The following is a 757-nucleotide window of genomic DNA, read 5'->3' as shown; positions in this document are numbered from 1 at the left end:
CATAATGACTCCCACACGGTGTTAGCCTCCGCTTTTCGTGGGTTAGCTTAATTCAAAGCCAGAGCCATAATTAGTTTGTCAATTAACTAAACAGCAGAGGCTAACATGAATAAACATAGCATACTTTTTATCGGTCTTGATACACATAAAGAATTCAATGAAGTCGCCTATATTGAAGAACATAGAGGTGCGAAACCCGTTCATCTTGGCCGAGTTTCGTCTTCCAAAGTGGCTGTTCAAAAGCTTGTTCGTCAGTTTGAATCCAAATACCCTGGCGCAACACTTCATTTTGTTTATGAAGCTGGACCATGTGGTTATTGGATTTACAGATTAATTACCAGTCTCGGCCATTGCTGTTATGTGGTTGCACCCTCTCTTATTCCCAAAAAGCCAGGTGAGAAGATTAAAACCGATAAACGTGATGCCCTTAAGCTCGCTAAATTACTTAAATCTGAAGATTTAACACCTATTTATGTTCCCGAGCCTGAAGATGAAGCCGTACGTGATTTATCTCGCGCACGCGAAGTGGCAATGAAGGATTTAAAAGATGCTAAATATCAATTAAAGGCACTGCTGCTTCGCAATAATATTAATTACAGAGGCACTGCAAATTGGTCACAAAAACATTTACGTTGGCTCACTGAGCTTGTGTTGCCACATCCCGCGCAGCACATCGTCTTACTAGAGTTTTTACACACAATTATGAACGAATAAGCCGACTTGAACGGCTAGACAATGAACTAACACACCATGTTCA

General features: G+C 40.8%; 1 pseudogene. It reads left to right on the top strand.

Going from position 1 to position 757, the window contains the following annotated elements:
* Nucleotides 1–105: 105 nt before the first annotated feature.
* Nucleotides 106–757: pseudogene (locus DC53_RS0120670) on the top strand (IS110 family transposase); the annotation flags it as partial.

The sequence above is a fragment of the Pseudoalteromonas fuliginea genome (assembly GCF_000690055.1).
GTDB classification, from domain to species: Bacteria; Pseudomonadota; Gammaproteobacteria; order Enterobacterales; family Alteromonadaceae; genus Pseudoalteromonas; species Pseudoalteromonas fuliginea.
This window is presented reverse-complemented; position numbering and strand designations above follow the sequence as displayed.